General features: G+C 41.9%; 13 protein-coding genes. 4 read left to right on the plus strand and 9 right to left on the minus strand.

What is annotated here, in order from left to right; translation table 11 throughout:
* Nucleotides 1-56 precede the first annotated feature (56 nt).
* The 3 genes from ACTJKG_RS23150 to ACTJKG_RS23160 form a co-directional block, all read right to left on the minus strand.
* Complete coding sequence (locus ACTJKG_RS23150) at nt 57-545, minus strand: hypothetical protein (protein WP_172336790.1); 489 nt, start codon at nt 543-545, stop codon at nt 57-59.
* Nucleotides 546-648: 103 nt separating this feature from the next.
* Nucleotides 649-1,437 carry a hypothetical protein gene (locus ACTJKG_RS23155; protein WP_172336789.1) on the minus strand — a complete coding sequence of 263 codons (789 nt, stop codon included), beginning with the start codon at nt 1,435-1,437 and terminating at the stop codon, nt 649-651.
* 20 nt (nt 1,438-1,457) lie between these two features.
* Nucleotides 1,458-3,197 (minus strand): hypothetical protein, encoded by a 1,740-nt coding sequence (locus ACTJKG_RS23160; RefSeq protein WP_440740524.1) that lies wholly within the window; start codon nt 3,195-3,197, stop codon nt 1,458-1,460.
* 532 nt (nt 3,198-3,729) lie between these two features.
* Here ACTJKG_RS23160 and ACTJKG_RS23165 point away from each other — a divergent pair.
* On the plus strand, nt 3,730-3,975 hold the full coding sequence (locus ACTJKG_RS23165; RefSeq protein ID WP_172336787.1) for a hypothetical protein: 246 nt from the start codon (nt 3,730-3,732) through the stop codon (nt 3,973-3,975).
* On the opposite strand, the gene ACTJKG_RS23170 is transcribed toward ACTJKG_RS23165, so the two are convergent.
* From ACTJKG_RS23170 to ACTJKG_RS23180, 3 genes are all read right to left on the minus strand, one after another.
* The gene (locus tag ACTJKG_RS23170; protein ID WP_172336786.1) at nt 3,972-5,906 is read right to left on the minus strand and encodes an LTA synthase family protein; all 1,935 of its coding nucleotides are present in this window, start codon (nt 5,904-5,906) and stop codon (nt 3,972-3,974) included. The genes ACTJKG_RS23165 and ACTJKG_RS23170 overlap by 4 nt on opposite strands.
* A 518-nt stretch (nt 5,907-6,424) precedes the next feature.
* A complete protein-coding gene (locus ACTJKG_RS23175; protein WP_440740525.1) occupies nt 6,425-8,221 on the minus strand; it encodes an alpha-L-fucosidase in 1,797 nt (598 codons plus the stop codon).
* Nucleotides 8,222-8,425: 204 nt separating this feature from the next.
* Nucleotides 8,426-9,361, minus strand: a complete 936-nt coding sequence (locus tag ACTJKG_RS23180) for a cation diffusion facilitator family transporter (protein ID WP_172336785.1) — start codon at nt 9,359-9,361, stop codon at nt 8,426-8,428.
* A 209-nt stretch (nt 9,362-9,570) separates the two neighbouring features.
* Here ACTJKG_RS23180 and ACTJKG_RS23185 point away from each other — a divergent pair, with 209 nt between their 5' ends.
* Nucleotides 9,571-9,969 (plus strand): hypothetical protein, encoded by a 399-nt coding sequence (locus ACTJKG_RS23185; RefSeq protein WP_440740526.1) that lies wholly within the window; start codon nt 9,571-9,573, stop codon nt 9,967-9,969.
* A gap of 142 nt (nt 9,970-10,111) precedes the next feature.
* On the opposite strand, the gene ACTJKG_RS23190 is transcribed toward ACTJKG_RS23185, so the two are convergent.
* On the minus strand, nt 10,112-10,672 hold the full coding sequence (locus tag ACTJKG_RS23190; protein ID WP_172336784.1) for a hypothetical protein: 561 nt from the start codon (nt 10,670-10,672) through the stop codon (nt 10,112-10,114).
* A gap of 167 nt (nt 10,673-10,839) precedes the next feature.
* On the opposite strand from ACTJKG_RS23190, the gene ACTJKG_RS23195 reads away from it, so the two are divergent.
* Together ACTJKG_RS23195 and ACTJKG_RS23200 are read left to right on the plus strand one after the other, a co-directional pair.
* On the plus strand, nt 10,840-11,121 hold the full coding sequence (locus ACTJKG_RS23195) for a pyrimidine/purine nucleoside phosphorylase (RefSeq protein ID WP_172336783.1): 282 nt from the start codon (nt 10,840-10,842) through the stop codon (nt 11,119-11,121).
* A 143-nt stretch (nt 11,122-11,264) separates the two neighbouring features.
* Nucleotides 11,265-11,594 carry a YbjQ family protein gene (locus ACTJKG_RS23200; protein ID WP_172336782.1) on the plus strand — a complete coding sequence of 110 codons (330 nt, stop codon included), beginning with the start codon at nt 11,265-11,267 and terminating at the stop codon, nt 11,592-11,594.
* Nucleotides 11,595-11,730: 136 nt separating this feature from the next.
* Here the strand turns inward: ACTJKG_RS23200 and ACTJKG_RS23205 are convergent, their stop codons facing one another.
* Nucleotides 11,731-11,928 (minus strand): hypothetical protein, encoded by a 198-nt coding sequence (locus tag ACTJKG_RS23205; RefSeq protein ID WP_172336781.1) that lies wholly within the window; start codon nt 11,926-11,928, stop codon nt 11,731-11,733.
* Between the two features lie 31 nt (nt 11,929-11,959).
* The gene (locus tag ACTJKG_RS23210) at nt 11,960-12,454 is read right to left on the minus strand and encodes a hypothetical protein (protein WP_440740527.1); all 495 of its coding nucleotides are present in this window, start codon (nt 12,452-12,454) and stop codon (nt 11,960-11,962) included.
* Between the last annotated feature and the right edge of the window lie 135 nt (nt 12,455-12,589).

The raw sequence follows: 12,589 nt of genomic DNA on the forward strand, positions 1-12,589 counted from the left end.
ATACTTAGGGGCTACAAATGCCGTCTCCTGCTGCCGCAAGCATTCGGATCTCCTTTTTATTTTATTACGGGTTTAAAAACGATTGGATTAACTTCATACACGGCGCCACAATGAATAGTGTGGAACATTTCTGTATATTCTTCAACGCCTTCTTCTAAAATCCTATCCCTATTGTTACAAATTTCATCAGCCATTCCACTATGCGAACGCTTGGGATTATTTTTATTGATAGTTAAATACCCATAAAATTTGCCATTCCTATCCAATACCTGCGGCGGATATTTCGCATTGATATTAAACGACGAGTAATCACTCGTTTTACTGCCATAAATACCGTTTTCATTCCATATAGATTTGGCGCTATGCGTAGCGCCATAATCACTGAATTGACTCCATATCGAGTTTAATTCATCATTCTCGATATAGCTAAGGTAACCTAAAAACTGATCGTGATTTTTACCACCGTACAATTTTAGCTTGGGTTGCGCATTGATGTTAAATGCTATAACAAGCTGTAATAAGATGATAACGGCCAGTGATTTCATGAATTGATTCCAATGTAATTCTACAATATTTATTTATCCATTGCTCCTGCTGCTACCACAAGTGTCTCGCGTGTGGTCATATGCATGGAATTAAACCTGTCTTTTATTTCCTCCGGACTTGCTGAATTTGATTTTCGTTACTTATCTCTATAGTTGGTTTTCCCTTATACTCAAATACTTTCCCGGTCACTTTTACTAATCTGTTTTTGCCTTTAAGCAAAAAGTCCGGTTCGAATTTATTGATATTGTTTTCTCCTCTGATCATGATCGTAAAATCCTGATTAGGATAATCGGCTCCCATAATTAACAAAACCATATTATTGTCAACAATTCTATTTACAATACTCCCCATGGTGATTACCGATTTGTTGTAATATTTTGCGAGGTCTTTGGAGTTTGCCTGTATTAATCCTTTTATCTCGAAGGCACTGTTATCAGGCTTTGCAATTATCACGTCGGGGAGCGATGTGATATGTGTTGTTGGATTAATAAAGTCAACCTCATGCATCATATATCCTCCCCTATTGGGTTCAATCAGAAAAATGGCATAATCGCGTCTATCAGTAGTATCAATCCGTTTTGATGTAACTATTAAAGTACGAATGCTGGTTAGCTTTATGGTGTTTAGCTTTTTCTTATCAAGAAAGATCCCATTATCTTTTCCCTCAATATTATAAAAAAAGGTTGGTTTCCCGCCATACCTAAGACAGGAGCATTCTATAGTGTAATTTTTATATATTGAGTTTTTTTCACTATTGATACTCCACATCCGATTGGCAGCAGATGTTTTAGCGGTATCGAGTAAATAGAATAAGGAATCTATTTTTTTATTTTCTTGTGCGAACGCATTAACTGAAACAAAGAATAAGATAATAAAAAGTAACTTCTGCATGTTAAAATGATTTATTGTGACTAATTACAACCGCTCGTTGGTAATTTATCTATAGTAGCATTCAAATTTGTTATATTAAAAGTATTAAGATCTGCCGCTGTGATGCTATACTTTGTTAACAATGAGTTGAATTCCGTTTGTAGTTGTGCTTGTTGAGCCGAAGTCCCGTCCCTTCCATTATCTAATCCAAATAGTGTGGCCATTTGATATTCCTTATCTGTATGTGCTCCATTATCCCATGTTTTTAATGCAGTTACAGCTTTATCAAAATAATCAGCTATCATATCAAGATGGTTTGAGTAATTAGGAGGAAGACCATTTAAAGCTATCCATGTATCGATTCCATAAAACCAAGAATCACCCGTAGGATACCCATGTGTTATCCCATCTACCCCAGTATTAACGCTATAATTAATATAAGCATGTAAAGTTTCGTGTATAGCTGCAGCTGCTATTAATAATCGGGAGCTATTTTTTAGCATACTGCTATTAAGTGTAATAATAGAGGATTGACCTATACCAGAAGTTGGGTCGAGGCTAGTGTGACCTAATTCAAAAGTTCCACTTGATGAAGTTGACCAAGACAAAGCCCCATCCTGCCAAGTTAGATCCGGTTTACTTGTTTTTGTAAATGCCGCCACTAAATTTGTATAAACCCCACATTCTCCTAAGTTATTTATAATCAATTTTACCGCACAAGGAAAATGTTTAGCTAAACTATCAGTTTTAATAGTAAAAGGCGTATTTGAATTCACTGTACACGGATTACTTGATGGAGGCTCAGGTGGGGGGAAGCCCGGGTCCGGTGATCCCCATGGCGGGTTCGGATCAACAATATTTACCTGTTTGGTACTATTAACCGCTGTTTTGCCCGGTGAAACAGCATGTACGCCGGCACAAGGGTCAAATGGGCTGCCGGTAACGGTTCCGGAACCGTCTCCACTATTGCCACCGCCGCCGCCGCCCCCACCTGTAGGTATATAAACTTGTTTACAATCCACACCGGTATAAGTTGTTATAATGTAGGTACCCGTTTGGTCCCATAAAGAAATGGACCATGCATCGCACTGCTCTACAAACATATTGGTTTTTATGGCCTGTACCTGTTTTGATCCATCAGTATTACCAGAAGACGATGCCTGGGTTAACAGGCGACCGGCGAGCGCCCCATTTTTATAAAACCATCCGCTTACTATTTTACCGCCCGGGGTAAAATACAATACTGTTCCGCCAAAGTCATCATCCTTTTTGTTGTATTTATTATTGCTGAGTTTTGCCGGGTTATTTTTGATGTAGGCAGAGTCGGCTATTACCAGCATGATAAATGCGCGGTAGTTTTCGCCCTGTTTTAAAATGAGGTAGGACAGTTTACTGTACTCTTTTTTAAAGTATTCATTGGTTTGCAGGTTTTTCAAATCGGCCTGTACAGGGGCAGCCGGGTCAATCGGTATCTCTAAAACGTCGTCGCTAAACCGGTGATAGCCTACAGCACTACCCCAATCAGCTTTTGTATTTTTTGCAAAATTTAAGGGTGTGTAATCATCCGCATTTACGGCGCTATTGACCGATTTATTGACGGTAGCAGTCATATAGGTATTGTTATACCAATTTTTGGCCTGTAAAACAGCCGGATCGGTAATGGCGGACTGCTGTTGTTGGGTGCGCGCATCTTTTTTACAACTGTTAATGGTAGCGGCTATTAATACCGTAAAGGCAAATAATACCAGGTAGATTTTTTTGAGCACGGGTTTAGGTTTCATCGCTTCAGCACAAATTTAATTCATGCCAAACTATATATTATTTATATATACAACATTTCGTTTTACCAAATATTCGACCAATTATATCTTTTTGCCGTTAAATACCCTATTATACAGGGCAAATACCCTATAACTGGCGCATGCCTGGCTCGTATGTTCGATTGGTATATAAATCAGATGCACACGCGACATGCTTGTGATAGCAGGGCTAACGCTTGTCCTATTCCTTAAACCCCTTCCTCCTCTTCCTGAGGGAAGAAATCGCACAGGGCTTTGGCTTTTGACCGGCATATTGAGCCGCGTTGAAGCATGGCAGGCAGCGCCTCTGCGAACGAGTCTTCGACAAGCTCAGACTGACAGGCCTACTTTATTTGTGATTTCCGCAATAACCCTTCCATGGACTATCGACTATGGACCATGGTCTATAGACTATCAACCCCAAACCTATCTGTAACATTTTTGATGCCCGGCCAACTGCCATAATAAGCCCGGATACCTTGCCGTTCCTGTTTAAACCAATTCGCTATACAACATGAATAAACCATACAGCCAGGTTAAAATACGATACAATACCGATAGCAATGGCCAGGATCAGTGCTGGCGCCTTATTCTTGATGGCGACGAAATACTGGTAGAATCGGTACAGATCAACGCGCCGGTTTGTACTTCCCGGGACTGGATCGAATCGGTTGGCAAATTTAAGCACCACATATCCGTAAGCAATTGCCACGTGCAGATCGATACGGAAGGAGCCGCGCTGATCACCGCTAAGCTTTAATTCGCCGCCAGTCTGCGGTTTACTATCCTGTCGGCATAATCCTGGATGAGGGCTTTGCAGTCCATCACGCCCTTTTGCATTTCGGGATTAAGCTGTCCACCAGCCAGGTTTTTCTCTAAACCTTTATCGGTAACTGCGAATATGCCGGTGATATTTTTTCCATCAAACAGGTAGGTATAATTACCCTCCATCAACTGGTAGATATTGCCCAGGGAATTGATGATCCTCGGTGTTTCGGTTGGCAGGTTGCTTACCAGGCTGCGCCCCCATGACCTGAATGGCTTGTTATAGCCTATCAGATCAACTACTGTTGGATAGATATCCATTTGCGAAGCCAGGTCTGTACGCACGCCCAGGAGCTTATAAGCGCTATTGGCGCTGTAAAACAGAATGGGCACTGCAAAGCGGTTTACCTGTTTGCTGTATTCTGGATAGTAGGTTTGGCTGGTATGGTCGGCAGTGATCACAAATATGGTATTCTGGAACCAGGGCTGCGTTTTGGCATAATTGAAAAAGATGCGCAGGGAATTGTCGGTATACTGAACGCATTTGTCAATAGCCAGCGGGCCGCCTTTAAACCTTGTCTTATATTTTTCGGGCAGTTGGTAAGGATCATGTGACGACAGGGTGAACAGCGTAGCCATAAAGGGCTGTTTTTGCTGTGTAAGCGTGCGCCCCATAAACTGGAAAAAATGCTCGTCCCAGATACCCCAGATGCCGTCAAAATCTTTATCATTATTGTATTCTGTACGACCGTAATAGTGTTGATATCCCAGGATACTGCCAAAACCCTGGAAACCCATTGAACCGTTTGCCGCACCGTGAAAGAACGAAGTCTGATACCCCATGCTATCACAAATGGATACTACCGACTGGATCTTTTGCTTGGCATAAGGCGATGAGGTAAAAGCATTCTGAAACGATGGGATGCCCGCCAATACCGACGACATGGCGTGGATGGACTGCCTGCCCGTAGCATAGGCATTGGTAAATATAAGGCTGCTGTTGGATAGTGAATCTAAAAACGGGGTGTATGATTTAAAGCCTGGGATGTTTACATCGCGGTTCATGCTGCCCCAATATTCGCGGGCCATACTCTCCAGTATAATGATCACCACATTGGGTTTACTGGCCGGATGCGAATTGTATTGTTTTAACGGCTTAAGATTGGTGGTTATATACGCTTCGTCTGTCCAGTGCTGGAGCTTGTAGTTGTTGCTGTGTAAGGTCCTGAAAACAGAAAAAGGGGTATTGAGCACAATATCGCCCTGGTTGGGTATGGTAACGTGTTTATAGGCATCCACCATGTTGATAGGCCGTGTACTATGCGCGAAATCGCCCCGGATACCGCCAATAACAAGTGTGAGAAAAATAAGGAATGAGGCTACAGATGACAGGAAATATACTTTCCTATCGGTTACCCCGGCTGGTTTTACCTTTACCTGCTTGTACAACCCAATCCAGCAAAATGAGCACAGTATAAACAGGAGGATCACATACCAGTATGCTTCGGAAAAATGAGTAAACAGCAATTTCTTGTTATTCTCATCGGCCAATACATCCAGCGTTGCTTTGGTTGAGCGTACCTGGCTAAAGCGATAGTAAATAATATCAACAAAGTTGGTGGCATAGGCCAGCAAATTGGTAACAAAATACAGGATAGCCATGCCCTTTTGAAACCCGGGCCGCGTGTTTACAGTTAATGGCAAAACACTAAGCACAATAAATAGGCTATTGATATACAACAAGGCCGTAGTATCAAAGGCTATACCGTAGTAGCATAACTTAAGCAGCGCCCAAAGGGTATCAACCGCAAACAGGTGCGTATTAAAAGCAAAAAACAACACCCTTGCTATAAAATAAAACAAATACCCCAAAAACAGCCTGTATAAAAGCACCTTATATTCGGCTAACCTTAATTTATTTTCCATGAAAACACATTGCTTTTAGTTTCTCCGGCATCAGGTCGACGGGGTATTATGATCGATCTGTATATATACCGGGAACTTTTAAAAAGCGGAAAATAAAAAAAATCAGACTAACAATTGCTTAATATTAAAATAACATTCATTTAATGACATTAGATTAGCAATAACATAGCCGAAAAGACTGTTATGCTGAGCTCTATGATAAAAGCAAAAAGCTTCTGATTAAGCATTCATCTTTAATTCCCTCCCCACGGGAGGGGGGTGTAAGGATTGTGTAGTAACAGGGAGGGGTTTATGCCGCATACAAGGCGAACAAACCCCTTCCTCCCCTTCCCGAGGGAAGGAATCGCACAAGGCCCTGGCTCTTTTGATGGCTGTGATGCTCAGCTCCGTCGAAGCATGGAAGATTGGGCCGCTGCGCGTGCCCCTTCGACAAGCTCAGGGTGACAGGCCATTTAGAGAGACGCATGTGATACGTCTCTACGTTTATTTTTTATAGAGACACATCACATGTGTCTATTTTATTTTTTATTTATCCAGATCCTGTTCAGCCATAATTCATCCTGTTCTTTTGAATCGGCTTTTAAAGTGATCTTGTAAAAACCTTCTTTGGGGAAATTGAACGTGCCTACCCTATCGTTCACAAACTCATCGGTATAACTGTCATGCGGTTCTACCACCACTTTTCCTGTTGGTTTTAATGATGCCGACAGGTTTTGATCACCGGCGGTAATTTTTACCGGCGTGGCTGTTTTTGAATTGTTATGGTAGGATATATCGGCGTTATAAGCTCCGGCAGCGGGTACATAAACCTGCCAGGTCAGCAAGCCATCATTGTTAATGATCAGGTGCGAGGGGCGTACGCCATCAAACGCTTTTTTTTTGTAGGCTGATGTTTTTTCTGATAGATTATCACCGGTCAGCGCTAATCCTCCGAATGTTGATTCGGCTACCGTCTTTTCATCCAACGCAAGTGGTTGCGCATATTGCAGCGCGATCACCGATACAAAATGATCCCCGGCAGCATCCGGCAATTGGATATGGGTATACGGGCCCGATTGCGTAAAGTTTAGGGCAACCTTACCGGCATCGGTTATCAGCTCGGCTTTTTCGGGTTTCGACAGGATGCCGGTTAATCGTAATACTTTGTCCAGCGGCCAGTTGTACACCTGCAGGTAAACCATCTGTTTGCCATCCAGTTTCTTTGTGGTTATCCGTCCCCAGTCGTGCTGATCTGGTCGCAACTGAAGCCCGGTGCAGCCATAAATCGATTCACCGTTTTTGGATAGCCAGGCGCCCATATCATCCAGCCGGGTTTTGTCTTCGTAAGGCACATCGCCATTTGCCCGCGGACCGATGTTCAGGGTAAATCCTCCGTTAAGGCTTACGTTACCTATTAACGATTGCAATAACTGACTGGTAGATTTATATTCATTCTCCAGCGCATTGTATCCCCATGAGTTGGCAATGGTGCCCGATGTTTCCCACGGATGATCGGTGTAAGCGGCGCCCAGCTGGTTATCGCCCATGGTTTCGAAACTAATACCCGGGTAACTTGCCGGAAAACCCAACCTTGAATTGATGAGACAGGCCGGTTGCAGCTCGTGTATCAGTTTAATAACCTGGTCAAGCTGTTCTTTTTTTACAATGGTGGTTTTATAATCAACCCACATATCAAACCAGATCATGGCAATGTCGCCATAGTTGGTAAGCAGTTCGCGCAGTTGAGGCAAAACCTTGCCCTGCCAGTATTTATTGTATTGTTCGTCGGTAACGCGGCCGGTTATTTCCTGGTTATGATCCCAGCCGTCAGGGTGTTCCCAATCCAACCAGTGCGAATAATAAAAGCCCAGCTTCATGCCGTGTTTTTTGCAGGCGGCGGCCAGTTCTTTCAATACGTCGCGGTTGGTACCACTCAATTTACTTAAATTGTTGTCGCTTACTTTGGAGTTCCATATCGCTATACCATCATGGTGTTTGGCGGTGATGAGGATATATTTCATTCCTGCTTTTTTGGCCTGTAATACCCACTGTTCGGGGTTTATCTTATCCCAATCAAAGCGTTTGGCCAGTTGCACATATTCCTCTTCGGATATGCGGTTACGGTAGCGGATCCACTCTGCATAGTTATTTCCGTTTCTGAGGCGCTCGCCTTTCCATATCCCTTCGGCCGCGCTGTACAATCCCCAGTGAATAAACATCCCGAAACGGGCATCGGTAAACCATTTAACTTTTTCGCTATCATTTGATACTTGTTGAGCGTTAACAGTACAAATGGAAAAGAATAATAATAAAGAAAGTAAAGTACGTTTCATCATTTTACTGAGGGGATATTTTGTTTAACAATCAGGCACGTTTATAATGGTTTATAAAAGTACAGATCGTTCACACCTTAAAATTTCAGGTATTTATCATTTGATTGAGCGAAATTGGCACAATTCAATTATTCAGGACACCTTATCTGAACTTTCCCGGTTTCCGGAATGCGGAATTATGCTTTGTATGTGGTTTGTTTACAAACCTTAAATATACGTTTGCACATCCGGGCTTATTTTATCCAGGTAAATATCCGGCTGGATGATCACAAAATGGATCAAACCGTACTCATCCTTTACCCGGTTGCGGATTCGTGAAATGGCTTCATTGATCTGTGCGGTATCCAGATCGGGTTTAAAAGCGATGATGAGCATCAGCAATATTTCGCTTGGCGACTGATAAGTTGACAGGATATGCATCAACTTTAATACATCGTCATCATGCTCCACAATTTCGGTGATGCGGGCCTTGGTTTGTTGGCTTATCCCCTCGCCCATCAGCAAACTGCGGCTTTCCCGTGCCAGTATAACAGATACGCCAACCAATAACAAACCCACCAGTAAGGAGGCTACACCATCCAAATAATCGAGGTGATAGCGGTGCCCGATGAATAAACAGATCATCACGATAAACAAGCCGATAACCGCGGCCCCATCTTCAAAAAGCACCAGGAAAGTTGATGGATCCTTACTATTGGTGATAGCCTGCCACCAGGTTTGATCGCCCCGCAATTTATTAAACTCCTTTGCCGATATCACAAACGATGTACCCTCAAACAAAACCGATGAGCAAAGTACAATATAACTCCACATAGGGTTACCCGGCACATCGGGAGTGATGATGTGGTTGATACCCTGGTAAATGGAAACACCGCCACCCAGGCCAAAAATGAGTATAGATACGATGAACGAATAAAAATACAATTCCTTGCCATAACCAAAGGGATGCCTAGTATCGGGTTTCTTTTTGCTCCGGTACAAACCCAGTAAAAGCAGCAGTTGGTTTGCTGTATCAACAAGCGAGTGTACGCCTTCAGAAAGCATGGCGGCGCTGTTACTTATGGCACCCGCCGCAAATTTGGTAACCGCAATAAGCAAATTGGCCGCAAGCGCACTGTAAATTGATTTTTTTGATGATGCCATACCCTAGCTAAATACTCATACAAGGGTATTTGTTTGGATTTATAAAAAGCGAGGATTCGTTTTTGAAAAGCAATCTTACATCATATTTATTTGGTGATAAAAATCTAATTATCAATACAATGCATAAATAATTTTCAATTAATTAAAACCATTCCCGGTTGCGCATGTTATCATATTAGTTAATTTTTAAATCATTTAAAGAAAAAACTATGAAAAATTCAAGGATAACAGCAGCAGCCGTAGCGCTTACCTTCGCGGCTTCTGTGGTGTTTGCCGGTAATCACAAGGTTGATAACCTGCAAAAAGTTAAGGGATCAAATATAAAGGCAATCACGATGGTTACAGATACCATTCCGGATAAAAAGAAGAAGAAAAAAGAACCGAAAACGCCAACTCCGGCGCCTACACCTGCACCAACCCCTACGCCTACTCCAACGGATCCAACCAATCCGAGTCCTACACCTATGCCAACACCAAGCCCGTCAACACCAAGTCCAACACCAACACCCAATCCTAATCCAACGCCTTCGCCTACGCCAAGTCCGTCAACACCAAGTCCAACGCCAAATAACCCAAGCCCATCAACGCCAACGCGTCCGGGTCAGTAATTTGGTTTTGATCGTTATAAAACAAAAAGCCCGCTGTGAAAAATTCACAGCGGGCTTTTTAAATATGTAAGGCGCCTATCGACTAATTGACACCCCCGGATATATTTTCTGATTTAACTTAAATATGAGATGAAAAACCACCTTAGTTGGTTACAAAAGTATAAGGCAAGTTGGTAAATGATCCTGATAGTATTTGTTGAATATTGATTGATATAATATTACCACTACCATCATAATTAACCTGTTTAGATGTAAATGAATAAGTACCTGTTATCACTTTTTTAACCGAATCAATGGCGGTTGTAGTAACAGATCCCGATCCCGGCTCCACGGTACCTATCTGGGTAAAAGGGCCATTAACTACAGTCTGAGTATAATAAGCAAGTTGAACTTTGTTGTTAACAGAATCAACTTTAAAGGTCGCGAATGGAAAACCAGCGGTATTTGTGCTGTTGGGTACAGCTACGCTGATGCTTACTTTTTTCTGTAAAGCAATACCAACAACAGAAAAAGTCTTGGTTTTAGTGGCAGCATTATAAGTTATAGCAGCGCTTACCGTATCCGGATTCCACGCAACACTGTTAATACTAGCAGACAGTATTTTATCGGAAGTTGTAGAAGCAGAAGTAGTTACGTCCTTTTTACAGCTTTGAATACATATAGCTGATAAAAGTAACAGCATTATAAGTTGAGTTTTCTTCATATATAAATTTTATGCAAATAACGCTTTTTAAGAAGTAATAATTACAACCGAAGTTGCTTTTTTCACATATTTTAACATTCGGCGCCGGGTGGGCAATATAATTGAAGTTTGTAAATCATCAAACAATTGATTTTAATTAAGCATATTGGGACCTAAATTTTTTAAGTATGATCAACGTTAATGAATATTTTGAAGGCGCGGTTAAATCACTGGCTTATACAACCGAACATGGCAGGAGTACTATTGGTGTTATTGAAAAAGGCGAATACGAGTTTGGCACATCAAGCCATGAAACCATGACCGTTATAGAAGGCCAGTTAGAAGCTTTATTACCCGGTGAAACTGCCTGGCAAACCTTTACCGCCGGACAAAAGTTTGAGGTAAACGCAAATACCGTATTCAAGGTTAAAACTGAAGTACAAAGTTCATACCTGTGCACCTACCGGTAAACATATAATGTTTTAGCCCTGGGCGCCTGGTAAAATAAAAAGAGGATTATTTGTAATTATGCAGGTTGTGTTTTATCTAATCGTAAAACATAGCAACCTATTAAATGGTTCACCTAAACATCATTACCAAAAATTAAAAAACAATGGATACTTCACTTATTACTACCAGTACCTCTTTAGAGGGTTATCGCGTCACCAAACATTTAGGTGTTGTTCGTGGCATTACCGTACGCAGCCGTAGCGCTTTAGGCAATATTGCAGGTGGCTTTCAATCGCTTTTTGGCGGCAGGCTTTCCATTTATGTAGAGCTTTGCGAAAATGCCCGCGAAGAAGCTTTCCAGCTTCTGGTACAACACGCACAAGCCTTAGGCGCCAACGGCATTATCAATATGCGTTATGATGCCAATGAGGTAATGCAGGGCATTACCGAAGTACTGGCCTACGGCACTGCCGTTGTGGTTGAAAAAGTGTAAAACTATGATATGTTTTGTTCAGAAAAGGGGCGGCAATTAATGCCGCTCTTTTTTTATATCCCACAATGAAGCCCTGAGATACGAAAAAACCGGCTATAGGCCGGTTTACATAAACAATATCAAAAAATACCCGTTTTTAATTAAAATACGAAAGCGGGATGGTTTTCCACATACCATTGGCCAGGTGGCCAATTAGTAATTCATAAATCAGGTAAACCGGCCAAAACAAATAGTGTATCAACAGCAATATCAGCGAATGATTATAATACCAGCTGATCATCAGCGTGTACAAGCCTAATACAAGGTATAGTATACTGGTTTCTCTTTTCTTCATTATTATTTTTAAGCTAATGTAATTATTCGGCTTAATTAGTACAATTTTTCATGTTGTAAATTATGCTGTAATCGGCTTTTGTATTGGTTTGCTGTCTGCCGGTTTTGGCATCATAACTATAGGGCTTCTGGGCAAGGGCATTGCCTCTTAACTGAAATTCAACACTCATGGTATCTTTTGAACCCTCCTGGCTAAATGTCCATAGCGCTTTAATAGCGTTGCCGTTAAGCTTACCGCTGATAGTTCCCTTACGCGCGTCTTTTTCCTTCGGGACCCAGTTCATTTTCCCGGTTACCTGGTCACCATTGATCAGTATATTAACTGTGGTGGTATCCTGGGCGGCGGTACCATCGGTATGATAAAAGCAATACTGCATATTTACAACCGGCGCGTCGGCCGCGTTGGCTAATGCCGTATCTTTTTTACCAGCGGTACCAAGGGTATCTGTGTTATTACTGTGGTTGCCTGAACATGAGGCAGCCATCATACCTGCCACAAGCAGGCAAAGTTTTATTTTTATGGCCATTTATAAATATCGATATAAGTTATGACAAATTAATTATCAAAAGGTTCAAGAAAGTGTCATGATATTTACAAACTGATTTATAGGCGGTTAGCAAAACCAGGCAATAAATGGGGCCGGTATGTATTCAACAAATAT

The sequence above is a fragment of the Mucilaginibacter sp. 22184 genome (genome assembly GCF_052045695.1).
Lineage (GTDB): Bacteria > Bacteroidota > Bacteroidia > Sphingobacteriales > Sphingobacteriaceae > Mucilaginibacter.

Bases quoted from the DNA above. Each gene is read 5' to 3' on its own strand.
- ACTJKG_RS23190 (WP_172336784.1), bottom strand. From the start codon at position 10,672: ATGAAGAAAACTCAACTTATAATGCTGTTACTTTTATCAGCTATATGT.
- ACTJKG_RS23165 (WP_172336787.1), top strand. From the start codon at position 3,730: ATGAATAAACCATACAGCCAGGTTAAAATACGATACAATACCGATAGC.
- ACTJKG_RS23170 (WP_172336786.1), bottom strand. From the start codon at position 5,906: ATGGAAAATAAATTAAGGTTAGCCGAATATAAGGTGCTTTTATACAGG.
- ACTJKG_RS23175 (WP_440740525.1), bottom strand. From the start codon at position 8,221: ATGATGAAACGTACTTTACTTTCTTTATTATTATTCTTTTCCATTTGT.
- ACTJKG_RS23160 (WP_440740524.1), bottom strand. From the start codon at position 3,197: ATGAAACCTAAACCCGTGCTCAAAAAAATCTACCTGGTATTATTTGCC.
- ACTJKG_RS23205 (WP_172336781.1), bottom strand. From the start codon at position 11,928: ATGAAGAAAAGAGAAACCAGTATACTATACCTTGTATTAGGCTTGTAC.
- ACTJKG_RS23210 (WP_440740527.1), bottom strand. From the start codon at position 12,454: ATGGCCATAAAAATAAAACTTTGCCTGCTTGTGGCAGGTATGATGGCT.
- ACTJKG_RS23185 (WP_440740526.1), top strand. From the start codon at position 9,571: ATGAAAAATTCAAGGATAACAGCAGCAGCCGTAGCGCTTACCTTCGCG.
- ACTJKG_RS23200 (WP_172336782.1), top strand. From the start codon at position 11,265: ATGGATACTTCACTTATTACTACCAGTACCTCTTTAGAGGGTTATCGC.
- ACTJKG_RS23155 (WP_172336789.1), bottom strand. From the start codon at position 1,437: ATGCAGAAGTTACTTTTTATTATCTTATTCTTTGTTTCAGTTAATGCG.
- ACTJKG_RS23195 (WP_172336783.1), top strand. From the start codon at position 10,840: ATGATCAACGTTAATGAATATTTTGAAGGCGCGGTTAAATCACTGGCT.
- ACTJKG_RS23180 (WP_172336785.1), bottom strand. From the start codon at position 9,361: ATGGCATCATCAAAAAAATCAATTTACAGTGCGCTTGCGGCCAATTTG.
- ACTJKG_RS23150 (WP_172336790.1), bottom strand. From the start codon at position 545: ATGAAATCACTGGCCGTTATCATCTTATTACAGCTTGTTATAGCATTT.